The following is a 19,995-nucleotide window of genomic DNA, read 5'->3' on the forward strand; positions in this document are numbered from 1 at the left end:
GGGTCGCCGCATGTCCGCACGAACCGCGCGGCGCGATTTCCCGTGTACCCCTTGCTACGCAATTCGGGGCGCGCAACTGACATGGCGGCGTGCATCTCGCCGAATCCACCGGTTTGTCCGCATTCGCGCCGCGGCCCGACGGACGGATTCGATCCGATGTCAGTCCTGCCGCTGCGATGACGTAGCCGTGGATGCCGTCCATCACACATCGATTGGGAGACATCACATGGCACTGGAAAAAATGGATCCGGTCGCGCTGCGCAATGCGGTGCAACAGGCCGGAGAAAACTGGGTCGCCGGAGCGACGGCGCTTTCGGAACTTTCCGATCAGGACAAGCGGCTGCGCCTCGGCGCCGTGCCGCCCGACGGCGAAGCAGGGCTGCAGGCGCGCGAGAGCGCGGCCGCGGCGAACCGGCAGACCGCGGCGCTGGCCGCTGCCGGCGCGCCGGCAGCGTACGACCTGCGCAACGTCGGCGGCCAGAACTTCATCACGCCGATCCGCGACCAGGGCGGCTGCGGCTCCTGCGTCGCATTCGGCAGCGTGGCGACGGTGGAAGGCACGTTCCGCCGCCAGCGCAACGATCCTAACCTTGCGGTCGATCTGTCCGAAGCGGAACTGTTCTACTGCATCGCGCGCGCGCAAGGCCGCAACTGCGGCAACGGCTGGTGGTGCGACAAGGGCCTCGACGCGTTCAAGACCGACGGCGTCGTCGACGAAGCCTGCTATCCGTACACCGCGGGCGACCAGAACTGCAGCAACCGCTGCGCCGACTGGCAGAACCGGTTGACGAAGATCACCAACTGGCACCAGATCGACTCGACCGCGGACATGAAGGCGTGGATCTCCACGCGCGGCCCGCTGTCGTGCGCATTCAACGTCTACAACGACTTCTTCTCGTACAAGAGCGGCGTCTATCGCCACGTCTCGGGCGCGTTGGCCGGCGGCCACTGCGTCTCGTGCGTCGGCTACGACGACGCCGGCAAGTTCTGGATTTGCAAGAACAGTTGGGGCGCCGCCTGGGGCGAGAACGGTTTCTTCTGCATCGGCTACGGCGAATGCGGCATCGATGCGCAGATGTGGGCGGTCGACGGCGTCGCCGAAACCGGCTGGCTCAACGGCGGCAAGGTCGTCGGCCTGTGGTCGATCGATCAGGACCGCAACGCCTGGGCCTACCTCGACGGCGGCATCGGCTGGCGGCGGATCGCGTTCGACAACGACAACGTCTTCCTCGACCTGCTCGCCCACCTCGCCTGCGCGAAGCTCGGCAAGAGCCCGGTGAACGTCTACCAGGAAAACGCCGTGATCAAACAAGTCTACGTGTTCTAGGAGAAACGACCATGAGCCAGGACAAAGACTGCAATTGCCACAAGACCTCCGGCGCCGCGTCCGCCGCGCAGGCGCCCAGCCTGCTGCCGACCGGCACCACCACCGCAACGAATGGAGACAGCGCCATGAACGACAGCATTCCCACCTTGATTCCCGGCGCCGCGAGTACCGGCGTCGGCGGCAGCGACAACACGGCGGCGAGCGGCACCGCCGCGCCATCCCTCGAACCCAACGCGGCCGCGCTGAGCGACGGCGGCCAGACCGTCTGGAACAACGACAAGAAAGCCACGGCGCTGTGGAGCATCAACCAGAACCGCAACTCCTGGGTCTACGTCGCCGGCGTCGGCTGGAAGAAGCTGGCGAACAACTCCGACAGCGCCGTCGTCGCCCTGACCGTGCTCGCGGCCAATGCGAAACAATCGCAGGGCGTGTACAACTATCGCGACGAAGCGGACGGGATGATCCACGAGACCTACGTCTGGTAAACACGCTGGAGCCGGGCCATGTCGCTATATACGCTGATCGATTCGCAGGACGGAACCGCGCTCGACCTGCGCGCGGGCGACGTGGTCGTGCTGCGCCTCGCGGAAAACCCGACCACCGGCTATCGCTGGGAAGTCGTCGAGGCCCGGGGATTCGAGCACGAAGCGGACGATTTCACCGGCGCGCCCGCCAGCGGCACGGGACGAGGTGGCGAACGCGCCTTGCGTTTCAAGGCCACCGCGACCGGCGCGGCACGCATCGATCTCGTGCTGCGTCGCAACTGGGAAAGCGCCGCCCCGCAGCGGCGCTACTCGATTACCGCGACCATTCGCTGAAATCGACATGGATAGCGACGCGGCCCATCAGGCCACACCCGGATTCGTGCGGGCAGGACGGCACTCGCACGAGGCACCGCCCCTCCGGCTGCGGCCGGGCGGGCGGTGTTTTTTTCCGGATTCGCGCAATGTAACCTGCGCAACATCCGTGTGCGCGCGCTTGGGGATATGCCGGTTCATCCGGAATCGGCGAAACACGCGATGGCAGTCGCGCCGGCTGTTTGTCGTATCTTCAACTTGATTTGCCTTGTCCGGTCCGTAGCCCAGGCGGGCCGGGACGAAATCGCTCGATGCTGCTGGGTTCCCTGTCGATCAACCAACTGGAGAACGATCATGCCTGGCGATTTTGGTGACCACGATCACCCCTACTCATTGATGCTGAAGCCGCACTGCCCGTGCCCGACGAACCTGACGCTCGATCCGGACGCGCTCGCCGACCCCGGCCAGTTGAATTCGCACGCGACGGCGCTGCTGCTCGCCGGCGAAACGTTCCTGAGCGCGGCGCGCGATCCGCACAAGCCGCTCGAGTTGCGTGCCGCACTCGAAAAGGCCGCGTTCAAGCTGCTTGCCGACAGCGCGCGCCACGTGCTGGAACCGCGCAAGTCGAAGTGAGCGTCAAGGCGGCCCGGCGGCAAGCCGCATGCTGATTCCGCCGAAACCGTGCTGTTGTGCGACAGCCGCGATGCGCCGGCGCAGTTCTGCTGTGCCGGGCGCAACGGGCGCACGCTCGAGCAGGCGCAACTCCGCGAGTTGCGCTTCCAACGAGTGCACCAGCCAGCGCCGCTTTTCCGCGTCCTTCGCCGCGGCGCGCAGCGCCGCCACCGCGGCCTCGCGCTCGCCGCGCAGGCCCTGTACCTCGGCCAGTGCGATATCGACGACGATGACTTCGCCGCGCGCCGTGATGCGGCTGCGCAATTCGCGCGCGCGCGCCGCCGCCTCGTCGCGCCGTGCGGGTTCGCCCAGCGCCGCCTCGCACAACGCAAGCAGCGACTGCGCGATCGCTTCCCCGGTGACGAATTCGCCCGAGCCCGATTTTTCCACGGCGCGCAGCAAACGGTCGCGGCCTTTCGCCGGGTCTCCACGCGCCATGTCGATGCGCGCGAGTTCGGTTTCGATCGCGCTCGCGCTCTTGTCGTCACTCGTTTCGCGCGCGACCGCGAGCGCGCTGCCGAAACCCGCCGCGGCGCCGTCGAGATCGCCGCTGTCGGCCGCGATCTGTGCGCACTGGCGGTCCGCGACCATGCGCAGCGATCGATCGCCGAGCGCCTGCGCCTCATCGCGCGCCTGATCGCAAGCCGATCTGGCGGCCGCCAGATCTCCGCGCAGACGCAGCGCTTCGCTGTAGGTCTTGAGCGCGTAGACATGCTGCGATTTCGCTCCGGCCAATTCGTTGACGCTCAGCGCATGGCGGAACTGCTCGAGTGTCTCGTCGTCCGCCGTTTCGTCCATTGCGAAACCGGCTGCCCAGACCAGGACCTTGCCTTCGCCGGCAAGGTCGCCGATCTCGCGCCTGATCCGCTGCGACTGATTCGCCGCGGCGATCGCACCGTCGCGATCGCCGACGTGCCAGAGCATCAGCATCAGGTTGTAGTAGACCAGCGCGCGGCCGCGCTCGTCGCCGATGCGGCGGTAGATTTCCAGCGCCGTTTCGTATTCGCCGCGCGCCGCGCCGGCCTGATTGCGCTTGTCGTGGAGGATCGCGAGCTCGACGTGCGCATTGGCTTCGCCGCGCGCGTTGCCGAGGCGCCGATTCTCCTCGACGAGGTGGCGGAATGCCGCCTCGGCTGCGTCGAGCGCGCCTTGCGTTTCGAGCGCCTGGGCGAGACGGAACCTCGCCGTCGCGGCGAGGGCGCCCTCGTCGCGCGCCTGCGCCTGCTTCAGCGCGGCCTCGGCGAACGCGGCCTGCGCGCCCGGATCGCTGCGCCGCATCGCGGCGGTCGCGGCGGCGATGTCGATGCGCGGATCGTCGGCGCTGTCCGGCAGTGCGCGCAGTTCCGCGAGCGCCGCGTCGACGTCGCTCCACATGCCCGCATGGGTGAGATCGTCGATCAGCGCGAGGTGCAGTTCGGCGTTGTTCGGATCGGCGGCCAGCGATTGCCGGTCGAGTTCGATCGCGTGTGCCCAGTCGGCTTTCTGCACCGCGACTTCGCGCGCGATGCGCATGCGCAGTTCGGGCGGCAGCCCTTCGCCATAGGCCGCGGCCTGCTGCGCGGCGGCCAGCGCCTTCGCGTCGTAGCCGAGCTGCTTCCACGCCTGGGCGAGATAGAGATGCGCCGGCGCGTAACCCGGCGCCATCGCGACGACGTCGAGCAGCTCGTCCTTGGCGCGCACGAGGTCGAACTTGTGCAGGGCTTCGAGCGCAATGCCCATCGCGCGCGCGACTTCGGTGTTCGGCGGCCGCGCCTCGACCGCCTCGCTCACTTCGTTCGGCGCCAGGCTCGGATAGCCGGCCTGTTCGCGCAGGCGCGCGCCGGCCTTCTCGACCATTTCGGGCAGGTCGGACAGCGCGCCGCTCTGCGCGATGTTGGCGACCGCCGCGCCGCTGCGCGCATCCTGCAGCGCGAGATCGAAGCGCAACCGGCCATTGCCGGGCGTGCCCGAAACCAGATAGCTGCCGCTGAGCACGTAGTCGACGACAAGCCGTTTGCGCAGCGTGGCGAGGCTTTGCTCCGCGTAACCTCCGGCCATCGGCGCGGCGAGATCGCTGCGCGCGGGGCGCACGAGTTCGTCGGGCAGCGCGTGCATGCGCGCGCCGTGGGCCAGTTCGGTGGCGAGCATTTCGGCGAGCGCGGGAGCGATCCAGTCCGCGTCCTTGTCCGCCGCGAGATTGTGGAAGTCGACGATCGCAAGTGCCGCATTCGCGGGTTGCGCCGGCGCGAACGCGCGCGTCAGCAAGCCGGCGACGGCGACGACCGCGACGGTCAGCGCAACCGCGAGCGCCGCCGCCGCGCCGGCGCGATGCCGGCGCACGAACACGGCGGCACGGTGCGAAAGATGTTCCCGCCGCGCCGTGACCGCCTTGCCGGCAAGATGGTTCTGCAGGTCGGCGGCGAGCGCCGCGACGCTCGCATAGCGGCGCTCGGGCTCGCGGCGCAACGCGGTCAACACGATCATGTCGAGATTGCCGCGCAATTGCCGCGCCGGTACCGGAGCGCCGGCAGGGTCGGCACGGCTCGGCGCGCACGGATCGTCGCTTTCGATCGCGCCGAGCACGTCGCGCCGGCCGACGGCACCGCTGAAATCGTGGCTATGCCGGCCGGTCAGCAGTTCGTAGAGCACGCAGCCTAGCGCGTAAACATCGCTGGCCGGGGTGGCCTCGCCGCCGCGCAGCTGTTCCGGCGCCGCGTAGAGCGGCGTCATCGGCTGCTCGCGTTGCAAATGGGTGATCGTATCGTCGGCGGCGCCGTCGCCGAGCAGCTTGGCTATGCCGAAGTCGAGCAACTTGACGCCGGCGTCGGCGGTCACCAGTACGTTCGATGGCTTCAGGTCGCGATGCACGATTCGATGCTCGTGCGCGAACTGCACCGCGGCGCAGACGTCGAGGAAGATGCGGATGCGGCCTTCGAGGCCGACTTCGCGGCCACGACAATAGTCCAGCAGCGGCTGGCCCTCGACGTATTCCATCGCGAAGTACGGACTGCCGTTCGCGGTGATGCCGCCGTCGACCAGGTGGGCGATGTGCGGGTGGTGCAGGTGCGCGAGAATCTGGCGCTCGCGCAGGAAGCGCCGGTGCACGGCGTCGGAATCGAGGCCGGTTCGGATCAGCTTGAGCGCGACGCGCTGCTCGAACTGTCCGTCTGCGCGCTCGGCGAGCCAGACCACGCCCATGCCGCCCGCGCCGAGTTCGCGCAGCAGGCGCCAGGGCCCGATGCGGTCCCCCGCATGCATCGCGCCGACGCCGCGATCGCTGGTGGAATCCGTCGCTGCGACGCGCCGCGCTTCGTCGAGCGCCGCTTCGAATTGTGGTGCGGTATCGTCGGCTGCGATCAGCGTGACGACTTCGCGGCGCAGGTCCTCGTCGCCTGCGCACAGCCGCGCGAGCAGTTCGTCGCGCACTCCGGGCGGCGCGTCGAGGATTTCCTCGAACACCGCGAAGATGCGCTGCCAGCGTTGCGTATCCGATTCCGTGACCACACGCCACCTTACACCGATCCGGCCGCGATGTGCGGCGCGTCCGCCTACGCCGGCGACCGGCCCACGAATGCTTACGCGCGGGCCTTGTCCACGAGGTTCAACTCGCGGATCAGGAATGCGCGCGCACGCCGCCAGGCGCGAAACACCGAGCGCTCGGTCAGCCCCTGCAACTGCGCGATCTCGGCGAACTCCAGGCCGCCGAAGGCGCGCCATTCGACCAGTTCCGCCGCGCGCGGATCGATGCGTGCGAGACGCTCGAGCAGATCGTCGAGCGCCACCAGGTCCACCGTGTCGCCGGTGAGACCCGCGTCCGAGCGCAGCGTGATCGCACGATACTCCGCGCCGTGCTTGATGCGGCCGCGGCTGCGCGCGTTGTCCACGAGTATCTGCCGCATCGCGCGCGTCGCCAGGGAAAGAAAATGCACGCGATCGATCGACTCGATCTCCGGCGCCGCATGCAGCTTGAGATAGACTTCATGCACGAGACCGGTCGTGTCGAGCGTCATGGGCGCGCCCGAAATGCGGCGCTGGCCGCGCGCGATGCGGCGCAATTCCTGATATACCAGCGCGAACAGGGTTTCCTGCGCCGGCTGGGGAGAGAGAGTCGCATGGGTCATGGCACGGGCTCCAAATGAGCTCGGGACCGTCTGCGTCGTGCGACGATCGCCGCTCATTCCCTGCGCCGCAGCTTAGCATCGAACCGCGGCGAATGCCCCCCGCGACCCAGAAGGATGCGTTGGGCGAAACGCGCCGGCGGGCTTGCAAAGCGCGAATTGCATCATACTTTGTCGTTTCCAATGAAGCCGGCTTGCCCCATGACCGACCCCTCCCACGCATTCGACGCGATTGAGCAGAACTTCGAAACCGAAGTCATCCAGGCCTCGCTGACCGTTCCCGTGCTCGTCGATTTCTGGGCCGAATGGTGCGGGCCGTGCAAGTCGCTGGCGCCGATTCTCGAAAAAGTCGTCGAGAGCTACGGCGGCAAGCTCAGGCTCGCCAAGGTCGACACCGACAAGCAGCAACAGCTCGCGGCCGTGTTCGGCATCCGCAGCCTGCCGACCGTCGTGCTCGTGAAGGACGGCCAGATGGTCGACGGCTTCATGGGCGCTCTGCCGGAATCGGGAGTGCGCGCCTTCGTCGAAAAACACGTCGGCAAGCCGCAAGCGTCCGCCGCGGCCGCCGAAGCCGCGAAAGCTCCCGCGAACGAAACGCCGCGCCAGACCATCGCGCGCCTGCAGGATGAAATCGCCGCGAACGCCGACAAGCCCGAACTGCGGCTCGACCTCGCGCTGGCACTCGTGCGCGCGGACGAGGCCGACGCCGCACAAGCGCAACTCGACGCGCTGCCGCCGAATCTCGCCAGCGATGCGAAGGCCAGGCGCGTCGCCGCGCAACTCGATCTTTCGCGCGCGCTGAACGGCGCGCCCGACGTCGCCGCACTGCGCGCGCGGCTCGCGCAAAACCCCGCCGACCACGACGCGCGCGACCTGCTCGGCGTGCATCTGCTGCTCGGCGATGAACCCGCGCAGGGCCTCGACGAATTCCTCACCCTGCTGCGCACCGCGCGCGACTGGAACGAGGGCCGTGCGAAGAAGCGCCTCATCTCCGCGTTCGACGTGCTCGACGACGAGGACCTCGTCGGCACGTACCGGCGCAGGATGTCGTCGCTGCTGTTCTGACCGGCGCGCAGCGTCCGCTTCCCGCCCTGCGCGGGCGCGACACTCGACAGCCGCCCGCAAGTTCGCCATGCTCGCCCGGTCCATTGGGAAGCCTGCGCATGTCCGACCAGCCCGCGACCTCCTCCGAGCCCGCACCGATGCCGGGCTACCTGCGCCGCCTCGGCGTCTGGGACGCGAGCATGATCGTAGTCGGCGGCGTGATCGGCTCGGGCATCTTCCGCGTGCCGGCGGCGGTCGCGAAACAGACCGGCTCCGCGACCGAGCAGTTGATCGCATGGGCGATCGGCGGCGTCATCGCGCTGATCGGCGCATTGTCCTACGCCGAACTCGGCACACGGCGACCGAACGCGGGCGGCGGCTACGTCTACCTGCGCGAGGCCTTCGGCCTCCTCGTCGCCTTCGTCTACGGCTGGAACCTGCTCGTCGTCAACCATTCCGGTTCGATCGCCGCGGTATCGACGGTGTTCGTCGAATACCTCGGCGCCGCGTTCGGCATCAAGGTGGCCAATCCGGCGCCGTGGGCGGTCGGCACAATCGTGTTCCTGGCCGGCGTCAACTGGTACGGCATCCGCGCGGGCTCGTGGACGCAGAACGTGCTGACCGTGCTCAAGCTGTTTGCGCTCGCGCTGCTGATCGCAGCCGGCCTCGCCGCGGGCGGCGCGCCCGCGCCCGCCGCACCGCCGCCCGCGTTTCGGCCGTTCGCGTTCGTCGTTGCGCTGATGCCGGTGCTGTTTTCCTACGGCGGCTGGTACTACGTCAACGACATCGCCGGCGAAATCCGCGATCCTCAGCGCAACCTGCCGCGCTCGTTGTTGCTCGGCATGCTGCTCGTCGCCGCCTGCTACGTGCTCGCGAATGCGGCCTACCTCGCCGTGCTCGGCCACGCCGGCCTCGCCGCGAGCGCCGCGCCCGCGGCCGACGTGATGCGAGCGGTGCTCGGCGAACCCGGCGCGCGCCTGATCGCGCTCGGCATCGCGGTCTCGACGCTGGGCTTCGTCAACATCTCGCTGATCGGCGCGGCGCGCGTGTTCCAGGTCATGGCGGCGGACGGCGTGTTCTTCCGCTTCGCCGCGGCGCTGCATCCGCGCTGGCATTCGCCGAACGCGGCGCTGCTGATGCTCGCGGGATGGGCCTGCATACTCGCGCTGACCGGCACGTTCGACCAACTGCTGAACTACTCGACCGTCGGCGACTGGATCGGCATCGCCGCCGTCATCGCCACGCTGTTCTGGTACCGGCGCGCCGGCGAAACCGCGCCAACGTTCCGCGTGCCGCTCTATCCGCTGCTGCCGATCCTGTTCCTGTTCGTCGTCGCCTGGGTCGTCGCCACGACCGTATGGGAGAACCCGCACGACGCCGGCATGGGCGTGCTGATCACGCTGGCAGGCATTCCGGTCTACTGGTACTGGACGCGCGGACTCCCGGTCCTGCTCCGCTCCCGTTCCCGCACCTGAGCGCGCAACGGCCGGCAGCCGCAGCAGGAGGGCTGCGAGAAATGCGGGCTAGGTCGGCAACCGCCGGATATGGGCGCCGAGGCTGCCGAGCTTCTCCTCGATGTTCTCGTAGCCGCGGTCGATGTGATAGACGCGATCGACCGTCGTGTCGCCCTTGGCCGCTAGGCCCGCCAGAACCAGGCACGCCGACGCCCGCAGGTCGGTCGCCATGATCGGCGCGCCGGTCATCGCCGTGACGCCGCGAATCGTCGCGGTGTTGCCGTCGACGCGGATGTCGGCGCCGAGGCGTTGCAGTTCCTGCACGTGCATGAAGCGGTTCTCGAACACCGTCTCGGTGATGACGCCGGTGCCTTCGGCCACCGCGTTGAGCGCGGTGAACTGCGCCTGCATGTCGGTCGGGAACGCGGGGTACGGCGCGGTGACGATGTCGACCGCCTTCGGTTTCCTGCCGCGCATGTCGAGCTGGATCCAGTCCTCTCCGGTGCTGATTTCGGCGCCGGTCTCCTCGAGCTTCTGCAGCACGACGTCGAGCGTGTCCGGACGCGCGCGCTTGGCCAGCACGCGTCCGCCCGAGATCGCGCCGGCGACGAGAAAGGTGCCGGTTTCGATGCGGTCGGGCAGCACGTCGTAGTGCGTGCCGTTCAGGCGCTCCACGCCTTCGATGACGACGGTCTCGGTGCCGGCACCGGAAATCTTCGCGCCCATCGCGTTGAGGCAGTGGGCAAGATCGACCACCTCGGGTTCCTGCGCGGCGTTCTCGAGCACCGTGCTGCCCTTGGCGAGCACGGCGGCCATCATGATGTTCTCGGTGCCGGTCACGGTGACGATGTCGAAATGCACGCGCGCGCCCTTGAGCCGTTTCGCGCGTGCCTTGATGTAGCCGTTCTCGACCACGACCTCGGCGCCAAGCGCCTGCAGGCCCTTGATGTGCAGGTCGACCGGCCGCGAGCCGATCGCGCAGCCGCCCGGCAGCGATACCTCGGCCTCGCCGAAGCGCGCGACGAGCGGACCGAGCACGAGGATCGAGGCGCGCATGGTCTTGACCAGGTCGTACGGCGCGAAATAGCGGTTGGCCGTGCGCGGATCGATGTTGATGCGCATGCGCTCGTCGATCTCCAGGCTCACGCCCATCTGGCCGAGCAGTTCCATCGTCGTGGTCACGTCGTGCAGGTGCGGCACGTTGGTGATCGACATTGGGCCGTCGGCGAGCAGGGTCGAGGCGAGGATGGGCAGCACGGCGTTCTTGGCGCCGGAGATCTGTACTTCGCCGTTGAGCGGCTCGCCGCCGGAGATGACGATTTTGGCCATGATTTTTCGGGAATCGGGAATCGGGAATGGAGAATCGGAAGAATCGGGAGCGCACCTATCCGCTTCTGCGTTCGCCGATTCCCGATTCCGCATTTCCAACCTCTTGCGGCGTCAACGTCTTCAGCGACAACGCGTGGATTTCACCGCCCATCAGTTCGCCCAGGGCCGCGTAAACGAGCCTGTGCCGGGCCAGCGGCAACCTGCCCGCGAAGGCATCGGCGATCACGACGGCCTCGAAGTGCACGCCGTCGGCGCCTTGCACCTCGACTTTGGCGCCCGGAAGGCCGCGTTCGATGAGATTCTTGATCGTTTCGGTGTCCATGCGAGGCAACCCATATGGCGAATCGCGGGCAGCGCGCGATCGTGTCATCGGCGCGACGGCTATTGCGTTGTCTCGTCTTGACCGGCGTCCCGTTCGCGCTGGCGACAGCGGGCGGGGAACCGCGAAGAGCCTCTCGCGGTCCGACTCGAGGACGCTTGGGCTGGTACAGGGGTGACGGCTACAATGGAGACCTGCGTATGGTAGCGAATTACCTCGGGCACAGAAACCCGGAACCTGCGCATCCCCCGATTTCCCTGCTCCATCCCCTGCTGATGAACGCAAAGATTCCGCCACCGAATCCGGCACCGGCGCAACTCGACCCCGCCGCCCTCAAGCACAGCGCGATCACGGTGATCGAAACCGAGGCGCGCGCGATCGGCCTGCTCGCCGCGCGCATCGACGGCGGGTTCCTGCGCGCCTGCGAACTGATGCTCGCCTGCGAAGGCCGCGTCGTCGTCTCCGGCATGGGCAAGTCCGGCCACGTCGCGCGCAAGATCGCCGCGACGCTGGCCTCGACCGGCACGCCGGCGTTCTTCGTCCATCCGGGCGAGGCCAGCCATGGCGACCTCGGCATGATCACGCAGAAGGACGTCGTGCTCGCGCTGTCGAACTCGGGCGAGACCGACGAACTGCTCGCGATCCTGCCGCTGATCAAGCGCCAGGGCGTGCCGCTGGTGCTGATGACCGGCAATCCCGATTCCACGCTCGCGGCGATGGCCAACGTGCACCTCGACGTCAGCGTGCCCGAGGAGGCCTGCCCGCTCGGCCTCGCGCCGACCGCCAGCACGACCGCCGCGCTGGTCATGGGCGACGCGCTCGCGATCGCCCTGCTCGAGGCGCGCGGCTTTACCGAGGAGGACTTCGCCCGCTCGCATCCCGCCGGCGCGCTCGGCCGGCGCCTGTTCGTGCACGTCGGCGACATCATGCACAGCGGCGAGCGCCTGCCCAGGATCGGCCTCGACGCGACGATCCACGAAGCGATGGCCGAGATGACACGCAAGGGTCTCGGCATGACCGCCGTGGTCGACGCGGACGGCACGCTCGCCGGCGTGTTCACCGACGGCGACCTGCGCCGCGCGATCGCCGACGACGGCATCGACCTGCGCCGCACCCGCGTCACCGAACTGATGAGCACGCAGCCGAAGACGGTCCGCGCCGACAAGCTCGCGGTCGAGGCGGCGCAGCTCATGGAGACGCACAAGATCCACGCCCTGCTCGTCGTCGATGCCGGCGGCGATCTCGTCGGCGCGCTCAACATCCACGATCTGTTTCGCGCGCGCGTCGTCTGAACGCCCGTCATTCCCGCGCTGGATTCGCATCGAAGTACCGCCTTTTTTCCCTTCTCCCACCGGGAGAAGGGAAGAAAAAATGCGCGCTGCGCCTCAGCCCGCGTTAACGGGCGCAGGCTGTAGAATTGCGCCCTGCGATTCTTCCCGACCCCGCATGCTGCCCACCGACCTTCCCGCCGACATCCTCCAGCGCGCCGCACGCATCCGGCTCGCCGTGTTCGACGTCGACGGCGTGCTCACCGACGGCAGGCTGTGGTATGCCCCCGACGGCAGCGAGCTGAAGGCGTTCCACGCGCACGACGGCGCCGGCATGAAGCGCCTCGCCGCGGCCGGCGTCGAGATCGCGGTGATCACCGCGCGCACGAGCCACGTGGTCTCGGTGCGCATGGCCGAACTCGGCATCGTCCACGTCCACCAGGGACGTGCCGACAAGCTGGCCTGCTTCGAACACCTGCTCAGGGCACTGCAACTCGCGCCCGAGCAGGCGTGCTACACCGGCGACGACGTGGTCGATTTGCCCGCGATGGAACGCGCCGGCCTGTCGGTCGCGCCGGCGAACGCACATCCGTGCGTGCGGGAGCGCGCGCTGTGGCGCACGCGCCTGACCGGGGGCAACGGCGCGGCGCGCGAGGTCTGCGACCTGCTGCTCGCCGCACAGGGCAAGCTCGATCGTCCGGCGGCGCCATGATCGAACGCCGCACCTGGCTCGTCATCGTCGTTCTCGCCGTCATCGCGCTCGCCGCGTGGATGGAGGTGTGGCTGATGCGTGCGCGCAACGGCGGCGACGAATTCGTCGGGCCGCCACGCTCGGACTACACGCTCGACAACTTCACTCTCGATGCGCTCGACAACGACGGCGCGCATTCGTTCACCGTGAGCGGCCCGCGCATGGCACGCCGCGGCGACGACGGTTCGATCTACGTCACCTCGCCGGCCTACGAAATCGTCGACAACAGCAGCAACACCTGGAAAGGCACGTCGGAATCGGCCTGGGTCGACAAGGACGGCAACGTGATGAAGCTCGAAGGCGCCGTTGCGATGCATCGCGAGCCGCATGAAAACGTGGAACGCGTCGACCTCAACACGCACGACCTGACCATCACGACCGACCCCAAGCTCAAGGACGCACTGGGCCACCCCGTTCCCGACGCACCGCTGCGCGACAAGCGCATGGAAACCGCCGCACCGGCGACGATCATCGAAACGAACAACGTGGTCTACGGAATCGGCATGAAGGCCGACATGAACCTGAAGACCTTGGAACTGCTGTCCGACGTGCACATGACTTCGCTACCGGGGAAACGCTGATGAAAACGGGGAAAACCATCGTCGCCTGCGGCATCGCCGCGCTGCTGCTCGCAACCCAGGCATTCGCCCTGAAGAGCGACAAGAATCAGCCCGCGCACATCGACGCGAACTATTCCAAATCGACGCAGAGCAAGACCGGCGCAGCGAACGATCCCGACGTCTACGACCTCGACGGCAACGTCGTCGTCACCCGCGGTTCGATCAAGATGACCTCGGCGCACGCGACCGTCTACCGGATTCCTTCCGCCGCAGGCGGCCCCAACGCGGGCCAGATCTCGCGCGTCATCCTCACCGGCAAGCAGGCGCACATGCAGCAGGTGCACGACGGCGACTGCGCGCTGATGACCGCGAACGCCGACCGGATCGACTACAACCCGCTGACCAACCTCGCCGAACTGACCGGCGGCGTGGTCGTCACCCAGCAGGGCCACGGCGATTCGCGCAGCGAACACATGATCTACAACACCGACACGGGCGACATGGAATCGGGCAACAAGGCCGACCCGGCCGGCCGCGTGCACCTGGTCATGGAGCCGAAAGCCCCGCCGCCGCCGAGCGCGAACAACTGCAGTTTTCCGGCCGGCGCGGCCAAACCCGCCGCACCGGCCAAACCCTGACCGACCACGCCAATGCCGTCGTTCCCGCGAAAGCGGGAATCCATTTTTGCAGACCGCGGCAGGATGCCCGGTTTGCAAACCGCTCGATAGAAACTTCGCCGCTCCACGCATGCTCAACGCCATAGGTTTGCAGAAAAGCTACAAGGGTCGCGCCGTGGTGCGCGACTTCGACTTCACCCTCGAACAGGGCGAGATCGTCGGCCTGCTCGGCCCGAACGGCGCCGGCAAGACGACGACGTTCTACATGGTCGTCGGCCTGGTCGGCGCCGACGCCGGCCGCATCACGCTCGACGAACACGACATCACCGCGATGCCGATGCATGTGCGCGCGCGCCTCGGCGTCGGCTACCTGCCGCAGGAGCCCTCGGTGTTCCGCCGCCTCACGGTCGAGGAGAACGTGCTCGCGATTCTCGAATTGCGCGACGATCTCGACGCCGACGGCCGCCGCCGCGAGCTCGAGGCGCTGCTCGACGAACTGCAGATCGCGCACATCGCCACGTCCAAGGGCCAGTCGCTGTCGGGCGGCGAGCGCCGCCGCGTCGAGATCACGCGCGCGCTCGCGGCGAAACCGCGCTTCATGCTGCTCGACGAACCGTTCGCCGGCATCGACCCGATCTCGGTCGACGGCATCCAGCGCATCGTGCTCCAGCTCAAGCAGCGCGGCATCGGCATCCTCATCACCGACCACAACGTGCGCGAAACGCTCGGCATCTGCGACCGCGCCTACATCATGAGCGACGGCGCCGTGCTCGCCAAAGGCTCGCCCGAGGACGTGCTCGCCAACAAGCAGGTGCGCGAGGTGTATCTCGGCGAGAAGTTCCGGTTGTAGGGTCATTCGCCCGACGCGAACGTCAGCACGTCCACGTAGTCGGCCGCGCCATCGATTTCGAACCGCCAATGCACCTCGTCGGCCGAAAAATCGGCGGGCAATCGGTATGCCGCGGTCATCGCATCCTCGTAGACGGGCTCGACCTCGATTCCGTTTGCCGTCGCACCGATGATGGAAAACGGAAGATATCGATGCGCCCTGTGGGCGACCAGAACGGCCTGATCGGGGGCCGCCTCGCCGTCGATGCGGAATCGCTTCGCCACTGCGGTCAACTGATGTGGCAACGTGGACAGATGCGGCGTCTCCGGGCGAAGCGGCACCGTGCTATGCCAGACCGCCGTCGGCGTGCCCAGGCCGAGCACGCCGATCCAGCGTGCCGGCTTCATTCCGAGCCGTTGCCAGGCCAGGTCGCGCAATCCGAACACGGCGTTTTGTCCGGGTTGCACGGGTCCGCCGAGCCGGATGTTGCCGCGATCGCCGCATGCCTGAAGCGCGCCGATGCCATAGGAGATGTCGACGAAATAGGCGTAATGCCCGAACAGCGTCGTCGGCTCGCACAGCGGCGCTCCGATCGCGAAAATCTGCCGGAACGGCATGCGCGGCATGCGCAAGAACCCGCGGCCCTTGTCGTACTCGCGAATGTCCGCCATGAGCGGCATTTTTCCCGGCGCAGGTTTCATCTCGACGAAATCGGACCCGCCTATGGCCATGTGCACCCAGATGGCGAACGACCAGCCTGTCGTCACGATCAGCCCCGCGGCGACGGCGGCTCTGCCGTATCGCCCCTTGCTGCAAAACCAGTCGAGCCCCAACGCCAACAGGGCCGCGATCAACGGCCATTGCGCATAGATCATCCACGGCGGCATGTCCGTGCGGATGGCGCAGACGAACGTCGATTGCAACGCCAGCAAACCGAGCAGCAGCGCGATCAACCGCCTCGCGTGCGGCTCGCGGAGGAAACGCGCCACCAGCCCGATACCCGCTGCGACCACAACGCCTGCCCAGACGGCCAACAGCCGGCGCGCGCCGACCGCCGGCATGTCGAGCCAGAACCGCGCCATGTACTTCGGTCCGTAGTCGAGAATGGCGTAGACGAGGAACAGCCCCTTCGACAGCGACGGAAATGCCAGCGTGGCGCGGGCGTATCGCACCGTCGTCGCGGCGTCGGCGAATCCGTCCCGCCATTGCGCGTACAGCATCGGCGCGAACGACAGCGCGATCGCCGCGGCGACGATCGCGCCGTGGAGCAGCACGTGGCGCAGGCGCCCTGCCTCGGCCGCGCTCCAGAGCAGCCATGCAGCGACCGCAATCGACGTGGTCGGATGCGCATTCAATGCGAGCGCACTGACGACCCCGAGCCATGACGCCCGTTTCCAATCGGGCCGCGCCCGATAGGCCATTGCCGCGAAGACTCCGAGCAACAGGCACGGAATCACCGCGATGGTGTGGGTGAGCGAAACCAGCGACACGGCCATGAACCCCGGCGAGGCGAGCGCCAGGACAAACAGCAATCCCTCCCGCGGACTGCCGAAGCGGATGCCGAGGCGATAGGCTAGTGGAAATTGCAGCGCACCGATGAATGCCATGCAGGCCGTCACCGCGGCCGCATTGGGAACCAGCCACGCCGCGGGCGCCAACACGTAGAACCAGACCGGCCCCAGATGCAGCATGCCGTTGATCTGCGGCCCGAGCAGCGGGAATTCGCGTGCCGAGGCGATCTGCTGCGCGAAATAGATGTCGCGGTTGGTATCCGTGCTGGCCGTGGACGAAAAAATCGCGCAGGCGACTTGCACCAACATGAGCGCGGCAATCACGCCGCTATGCCAGCCCCCCCGCAGTATTCGCACATTCATGGAAATGGCTCCGCTCAACCCTGCTCCCTTTGCTGCGGTAGTATGCGCGACGCGATGCCGCGCGCGCGTCGCCTGCAATGATCGCAGCGAGCGATTTCCTATTCTAGCGGGGATCCCACATGGACCTTTTTCTCGACGCGGCGATTGAAGAAGCCGAACTCGGCCTCGCCGAAGGCGGCATCCCGATCGGGAGTGTACTTGTATACGAAGGCCGCATCCTCGGCCGCGGCCACAACCGGCGCGTGCAGAAAGGCAGTGCGACATTGCACGGCGAGATGGACGCGCTCGAGAACGCCGGCCGCCATCCGGCCAGGGTCTATCGCAATTCGACGATCTACACGACGCTGTCGCCGTGCTCGATGTGCTCGGGCGCGATCGCGCTCTACGGCATCCCGCGCGTGGTCGTCGGCGAGAACGTGACCTTCCTCGGCGAAGAGGACTGGCTGCGCGGCAAGGGCGTGATGATCGACGTCGTCAACGACGCGCGCTGCATCGAACTGATGCGCAAGTTCATCGCCGCGCGACCGGAATTGTGGAACGAGGATATCGGGGTGTGATTGGGTCCTCTTGATCCGCCTCGCTCGTCATTCCCGCGTGCTTCTGCCGGGAACTCCGTTCTTGCCCTATGCCGTCATTCCGGCAGGGACTGCCGGAATCCAGACGGCACGGATGCCATTCGATGAATGCCGTTCAGCTTGTGGTCGCGTCCCTTCGCCTTTCCGCGCGCATCCCGCGCGCGGGTCACTTTCTCTTGCTTGTGCAAGAGAAAGTGACCAAAGAGAACACACCCCGGATGCCGCGCCGCCTGCGGCGGTGCGCGAGGTCATGCCGGGGTTCGTTGAACGCACGTCCCTGTGCGTGCAACGAACTCGCGCGCATCGTGCGCGCGATCCTTACGGACATTTCCGTCCTGCCCTCGCCGCGGCAAACGGGGACCCGAAGATCAAAAGCGCCGTTTCTTTCCCTTCTCCCACCGGGAGAAGGTGCCCCGAAGGGGCGGATGAGGGAAAGGCTTTGCAGATTGGATCGGCCTTCATTCGTGCGAGGCTCTTCCCTCATCCGGCGCTGCCGCGCCACCTTCTCCCGGCGGGAGAAGGGAAGAAAAAGCGCGCAGGAGCGCGCTGCTGTTGATCTTCCGGGGTCCCCATCGCATTGCGGCGGCAGCGGACGACAAGGCCCCGCAGGGGTGCGCGCGAGGATCGCGCGCATTCCGTTGTGGCACACGGATGTGCCATCAACGGAACCCGGCCGCTGGCGCGGACCCGCAGCGCAGAATGCGCGAAGGGCGCAATGCGCCGGGGTGTGTTTCTTTTGGTGACTTTTCTTTGCACGTGCAAAGAAAAGTCACCCGCTCGCCGAAGGCGAGTGGAAGCTTTGGCTTTTGAAAAGGCAAAGAGCAAAAGCAAGAGCTGGATTCCCGCTTTCGCGGGAATGACGAGCGAAGGTCGGGCGCGGTCGTATCGACGCGCCTTACGGCGATTCCTTCGCAGACGCTTCCGGTGCAGGCGCCTGCGAATGCAGGTTGATCGCGCCCGCCTCCGGCAAGTCCTTCGCCTGCCATCCGCCGCCGAGCGCCTTGACCAGGCCGACGCTGTCGTTGAGGCGCGTACCGAGCAGCGTGATCGCGCTGCGCTCGTTGCCGTAGGCGGTGTTCTGCGCGGTGATGACGTTGAGGTAGCTGACGATGCCGGCGCGGTACTGGTTGGTGGTGATCTTGAGCGACTGCTCGGACAACCTGACCGCCTCGTCCTGCGCCTGCGCTTCCTGTTCGAGGATGCGCAATGCGGCGATCTGGTCCTCGACGTTCTGGAATGCCGCGAGCGAAACCTGGCGGTAGTTCGCGACCGCCGCGTCCCACGCCGCGCGCGCCTGCGCAGTTTGCGCGCGCCGCGCGCCGCCGTCGAACAGCGTCTCGGCGATCTTCGGGCCGATCGACCAGTAGCGACTCGGCGCGTCGAGCAGCTGCGACCACACCGAATTGGAATAACCGCCACTCGCGGACAAGGTCAGCGACGGGAACCAGGCCGCCGTCGCGACGCCGACCTGGGCGTTCGCCTCGGCGGCCTGGCGCTCGGCGACCGCGACATCGGGGCGGCGTTCGAGCAGATGCGAGGGCAGATCGAGCGGAATGCCCGGCGGCGCGATCGCGAACGTCTTGGCCGGCGCAAGAGAGAATTCCGCCGGCGTCTTGCCGACGAGCACGGCCAGCGCGTGCTCGTACTGCGCACGCGCGACGCCGAGGTCGATCGCCTGCGCCTGCGCGCTCTTGAGCTGGGTCTGCGCCTGGACCACATCCGCGCGCGCGGCGACACCGACCTTGTACTGGTTCTCGGTCAATTGCAGCGCCTTCGAGTACGCGGCTACGGTGTCGTCGAGCAGGCGCTTCTGCTCGTCGACGATGCGCAGTTGGAAATAGGTCTGCGCCAGCGTCGCCTGCAGCGACAGGCGCGTGTTCGCGAGCGTGGACGCGCTGGCCTGCGCGCTGGCGATGTCGCCCTCGACCTCGCGGCGTACGCTGCCCCAGAGATCGGGCTCCCACGTCGCCGCGATCGGCAACTGGTACGACTTGCTGATCGTCGCGCCGGAATTTCCGCCGCTCGACGTGGCGTAGCTTGCCGAGCGCGTCGCGGAGAGGCTCGCCGAAACGATCGGCCAGAAACTCGCGCGCGCGCTGGAGACGAGCGCGGCGGTCTGACGGTACTGCGCCTCGGCCTGCTTGAGGCTCTGGTTCGCAGCCTCGACCTGCTGTTCCAGATCGTTCAGCACGGGATCGCCGAAGATTTCCCACCAAGCGCCGCGCGCGATCGCGTCGCCCGGCTGCGCGGGCTTCCAGCCGGCCTGTTCCTTGTACGCATCGTTCGCGTAGGTCGAGGCGCCGGGCACGTCCGGACGTTTGTAGTCGGGACCGGCCGCGCAGGCGCAGAGCGATGCAGCAAATGATAAAAGTACAGTTTTTTTCAGTGCGTCATTCATGACCGATACTCATCGTCTTGTCCCCGTCATTCCGGCAGGGACTGCCGGAATGACAAGCGGGCACCTCGAAAAACCGCCATTTGC

18 protein-coding genes are annotated in these 19,995 nt (G+C 67.4%); 12 read left to right on the forward strand and 6 right to left on the reverse strand.

From position 1 onward, the window contains the following. Positions 1 to 226 precede the first annotated feature (226 nt). The 4 genes from QM741_RS16365 to QM741_RS16380 all read left to right on the forward strand — a co-directional run bounded on the left by QM741_RS16365 (position 227) and on the right by QM741_RS16380 (position 2,757). Positions 227 to 1,327, forward strand: coding sequence for a C1 family peptidase (locus QM741_RS16365; RefSeq protein WP_415208700.1), 1,101 nt, complete (start codon positions 227 to 229; stop codon positions 1,325 to 1,327). Positions 1,328 to 1,338: 11 nt separating this feature from the next. Beyond that, a complete protein-coding gene (locus tag QM741_RS16370; protein ID WP_415208701.1) occupies positions 1,339 to 1,812 on the forward strand; it encodes a hypothetical protein in 474 nt (157 codons plus the stop codon). 18 nt (positions 1,813 to 1,830) lie between these two features. After that, complete coding sequence (locus QM741_RS16375) at positions 1,831 to 2,145, forward strand: protease inhibitor I42 family protein (RefSeq protein WP_415208702.1); 315 nt, start codon at positions 1,831 to 1,833, stop codon at positions 2,143 to 2,145. Positions 2,146 to 2,478: 333 nt separating this feature from the next. Beyond that, positions 2,479 to 2,757 (forward strand): hypothetical protein, encoded by a 279-nt coding sequence (locus tag QM741_RS16380; protein WP_415208703.1) that lies wholly within the window; start codon positions 2,479 to 2,481, stop codon positions 2,755 to 2,757. Positions 2,758 to 2,760: 3 nt separating this feature from the next. On the opposite strand, the gene QM741_RS16385 is transcribed toward QM741_RS16380, so the two are convergent. Together QM741_RS16385 and QM741_RS16390 are read right to left on the reverse strand one after the other, a co-directional pair. After that, positions 2,761 to 6,279 carry a protein kinase domain-containing protein gene (locus tag QM741_RS16385; protein WP_415208704.1) on the reverse strand — a complete coding sequence of 1,173 codons (3,519 nt, stop codon included), beginning with the start codon at positions 6,277 to 6,279 and terminating at the stop codon, positions 2,761 to 2,763. A gap of 71 nt (positions 6,280 to 6,350) precedes the next feature. Then, entirely contained in the window at positions 6,351 to 6,896 is a 546-nt protein-coding gene (locus tag QM741_RS16390; RefSeq protein ID WP_415208705.1) for an ECF-type sigma factor, read from the reverse strand. Positions 6,897 to 7,094: 198 nt separating this feature from the next. Between QM741_RS16390 and trxA the strand changes: the two genes are divergently transcribed. After that, positions 7,095 to 7,958, forward strand: a complete 864-nt coding sequence (trxA, locus tag QM741_RS16395) for a thioredoxin (protein WP_415208706.1) — start codon at positions 7,095 to 7,097, stop codon at positions 7,956 to 7,958. 98 nt (positions 7,959 to 8,056) lie between these two features. After that, positions 8,057 to 9,412: an APC family permease gene (locus tag QM741_RS16400; protein ID WP_415208707.1), complete on the forward strand. Its 1,356-nt coding sequence runs from the start codon at positions 8,057 to 8,059 to the stop codon at positions 9,410 to 9,412. A gap of 48 nt (positions 9,413 to 9,460) precedes the next feature. Here the strand turns inward: QM741_RS16400 and murA are convergent, their stop codons facing one another. Beyond that, positions 9,461 to 10,720, reverse strand: a complete 1,260-nt coding sequence (murA, locus tag QM741_RS16405) for a UDP-N-acetylglucosamine 1-carboxyvinyltransferase (RefSeq protein WP_415208708.1) — start codon at positions 10,718 to 10,720, stop codon at positions 9,461 to 9,463. A gap of 55 nt (positions 10,721 to 10,775) precedes the next feature. Further along, on the reverse strand, positions 10,776 to 11,042 hold the full coding sequence (locus tag QM741_RS16410) for a BolA family protein (protein ID WP_415208709.1): 267 nt from the start codon (positions 11,040 to 11,042) through the stop codon (positions 10,776 to 10,778). Between the two features lie 272 nt (positions 11,043 to 11,314). Here QM741_RS16410 and QM741_RS16415 point away from each other — a divergent pair, with 272 nt between their 5' ends. The 5 genes from QM741_RS16415 (at position 11,315) to lptB (ending at position 15,085) form a co-directional block, all read left to right on the forward strand. After that, positions 11,315 to 12,331 (forward strand): KpsF/GutQ family sugar-phosphate isomerase, encoded by a 1,017-nt coding sequence (locus tag QM741_RS16415; RefSeq protein ID WP_415208710.1) that lies wholly within the window; start codon positions 11,315 to 11,317, stop codon positions 12,329 to 12,331. Positions 12,332 to 12,485: 154 nt separating this feature from the next. After that, positions 12,486 to 13,019 carry a KdsC family phosphatase gene (locus tag QM741_RS16420; protein WP_415208711.1) on the forward strand — a complete coding sequence of 178 codons (534 nt, stop codon included), beginning with the start codon at positions 12,486 to 12,488 and terminating at the stop codon, positions 13,017 to 13,019. Continuing rightward, entirely contained in the window at positions 13,016 to 13,639 is a 624-nt protein-coding gene (gene lptC, locus QM741_RS16425; RefSeq protein ID WP_415208712.1) for an LPS export ABC transporter periplasmic protein LptC, read from the forward strand. Before QM741_RS16420 ends, lptC begins: the two co-directional genes overlap by 4 nt. Continuing rightward, complete coding sequence (lptA, locus tag QM741_RS16430) at positions 13,639 to 14,256, forward strand: lipopolysaccharide transport periplasmic protein LptA (protein WP_415208713.1); 618 nt, start codon at positions 13,639 to 13,641, stop codon at positions 14,254 to 14,256. The genes lptC and lptA overlap by 1 nt, the downstream gene beginning before the upstream one ends. Before the next feature lie 109 nt (positions 14,257 to 14,365). Beyond that, positions 14,366 to 15,085, forward strand: a complete 720-nt coding sequence (gene lptB, locus QM741_RS16435; protein ID WP_415208714.1) for an LPS export ABC transporter ATP-binding protein — start codon at positions 14,366 to 14,368, stop codon at positions 15,083 to 15,085. A 2-nt stretch (positions 15,086 to 15,087) separates the two neighbouring features. Here lptB and QM741_RS16440 read toward each other — a convergent pair whose 3' ends face one another. After that, a complete protein-coding gene (locus QM741_RS16440) occupies positions 15,088 to 17,016 on the reverse strand; it encodes a hypothetical protein (RefSeq protein ID WP_415208715.1) in 1,929 nt (642 codons plus the stop codon). A gap of 41 nt (positions 17,017 to 17,057) precedes the next feature. Between QM741_RS16440 and QM741_RS16445 the strand changes: the two genes are divergently transcribed. Next, positions 17,058 to 17,495, forward strand: a complete 438-nt coding sequence (locus tag QM741_RS16445; protein ID WP_415208716.1) for a nucleoside deaminase — start codon at positions 17,058 to 17,060, stop codon at positions 17,493 to 17,495. 913 nt (positions 17,496 to 18,408) lie between these two features. On the opposite strand, the gene QM741_RS16450 is transcribed toward QM741_RS16445, so the two are convergent. Further along, positions 18,409 to 19,911: an efflux transporter outer membrane subunit gene (locus tag QM741_RS16450; protein ID WP_415208717.1), complete on the reverse strand. Its 1,503-nt coding sequence runs from the start codon at positions 19,909 to 19,911 to the stop codon at positions 18,409 to 18,411. Between the last annotated feature and the right edge of the window lie 84 nt (positions 19,912 to 19,995).

This window comes from Rudaea sp. (assembly GCF_047601565.1).
Taxonomy (GTDB): Bacteria; Pseudomonadota; Gammaproteobacteria; order Xanthomonadales; family Rhodanobacteraceae; genus Rudaea.

What these genes read in the sequence shown, in the direction of transcription:
- trxA (WP_415208706.1), top strand. Translation starts at nt 7,095, where the DNA reads ATGACCGACCCCTCCCACGCATTCGACGCGATTGAGCAGAACTTCGAA.
- QM741_RS16370 (WP_415208701.1), top strand. Translation starts at nt 1,339, where the DNA reads ATGAGCCAGGACAAAGACTGCAATTGCCACAAGACCTCCGGCGCCGCG.
- QM741_RS16380 (WP_415208703.1), top strand. Translation starts at nt 2,479, where the DNA reads ATGCCTGGCGATTTTGGTGACCACGATCACCCCTACTCATTGATGCTG.
- QM741_RS16375 (WP_415208702.1), top strand. Translation starts at nt 1,831, where the DNA reads ATGTCGCTATATACGCTGATCGATTCGCAGGACGGAACCGCGCTCGAC.
- QM741_RS16415 (WP_415208710.1), top strand. Translation starts at nt 11,315, where the DNA reads ATGAACGCAAAGATTCCGCCACCGAATCCGGCACCGGCGCAACTCGAC.
- murA (WP_415208708.1), bottom strand. Translation starts at nt 10,720, where the DNA reads ATGGCCAAAATCGTCATCTCCGGCGGCGAGCCGCTCAACGGCGAAGTA.
- QM741_RS16365 (WP_415208700.1), top strand. Translation starts at nt 227, where the DNA reads ATGGCACTGGAAAAAATGGATCCGGTCGCGCTGCGCAATGCGGTGCAA.
- QM741_RS16420 (WP_415208711.1), top strand. Translation starts at nt 12,486, where the DNA reads ATGCTGCCCACCGACCTTCCCGCCGACATCCTCCAGCGCGCCGCACGC.
- QM741_RS16445 (WP_415208716.1), top strand. Translation starts at nt 17,058, where the DNA reads ATGGACCTTTTTCTCGACGCGGCGATTGAAGAAGCCGAACTCGGCCTC.
- QM741_RS16450 (WP_415208717.1), bottom strand. Translation starts at nt 19,911, where the DNA reads ATGAATGACGCACTGAAAAAAACTGTACTTTTATCATTTGCTGCATCG.
- lptC (WP_415208712.1), top strand. Translation starts at nt 13,016, where the DNA reads ATGATCGAACGCCGCACCTGGCTCGTCATCGTCGTTCTCGCCGTCATC.
- lptB (WP_415208714.1), top strand. Translation starts at nt 14,366, where the DNA reads ATGCTCAACGCCATAGGTTTGCAGAAAAGCTACAAGGGTCGCGCCGTG.
- lptA (WP_415208713.1), top strand. Translation starts at nt 13,639, where the DNA reads ATGAAAACGGGGAAAACCATCGTCGCCTGCGGCATCGCCGCGCTGCTG.
- QM741_RS16410 (WP_415208709.1), bottom strand. Translation starts at nt 11,042, where the DNA reads ATGGACACCGAAACGATCAAGAATCTCATCGAACGCGGCCTTCCGGGC.
- QM741_RS16400 (WP_415208707.1), top strand. Translation starts at nt 8,057, where the DNA reads ATGTCCGACCAGCCCGCGACCTCCTCCGAGCCCGCACCGATGCCGGGC.
- QM741_RS16390 (WP_415208705.1), bottom strand. Translation starts at nt 6,896, where the DNA reads ATGACCCATGCGACTCTCTCTCCCCAGCCGGCGCAGGAAACCCTGTTC.